Source organism: Actinomadura sp. 3N407 (assembly GCF_052245875.1).
GTDB lineage: Bacteria > Actinomycetota > Actinomycetes > Streptosporangiales > Streptosporangiaceae > Spirillospora.
Genome location: NZ_JBQQBP010000103.1, coordinates 1 through 544 on the forward strand (window position 1 = coordinate 1; position 544 = coordinate 544).

A 544-nucleotide genomic window follows, 5' to 3' on the forward strand; every position below is an offset into this window, starting at 1 on the left:
GCTTGAGGTGGTGCCAGAACGGCGGATGGTGTTGCGCGGCAGAGGCCGGATGGGACGCCGGCATGGCTTGTGCCATGCGCGTGCGAGGCCGCGAGTGAGGCGAACTGCCGTGCATACGGAAAAACAGGAAACGTTGGCGCAGATGCGCACAAACCAGCCGGGCGCGGTTTGCCCGGCCGATTGTACGTGCTGCGGCCTCAGCGGCTCAACTCAAGCGCTCAACCGCTGACCGGGCGCGCGGTGCGCACCCGATCAAGGCTCGTCGGCCCCGCTTACGACTCGCGCGAGCCGCCGGAACCCGACCCGCCTGGACGATCCGAGCCGCCAGACGAACCCGTACCGCCAGCACTCGGGCGATCGCTCGTGCCGCTGGCGCCACTCGGGTGGTAGGCCGCCTGCGGGGTACGCTCCGGACCGCGATACTGGCCTGCCAGGCCGTGACCGCCCGTCGAGCCGCCCATTGAACCGGACTGGCTGGCCTCGGTGCTCGACACGCCGCCTTGCAGCGGCTGGGTCGGATGGCTGGCAATCACGCGCTCGATCT

At 69.9% G+C, this 544-nt stretch carries 1 pseudogene; it reads right to left on the reverse strand.

Going from position 1 to position 544, the window contains the following annotated elements:
• Positions 1 to 272 precede the first annotated feature (272 nt).
• Positions 273 to 544, reverse strand: a pseudogene (locus ACTWPP_RS45145) (hypothetical protein); the annotation flags it as partial.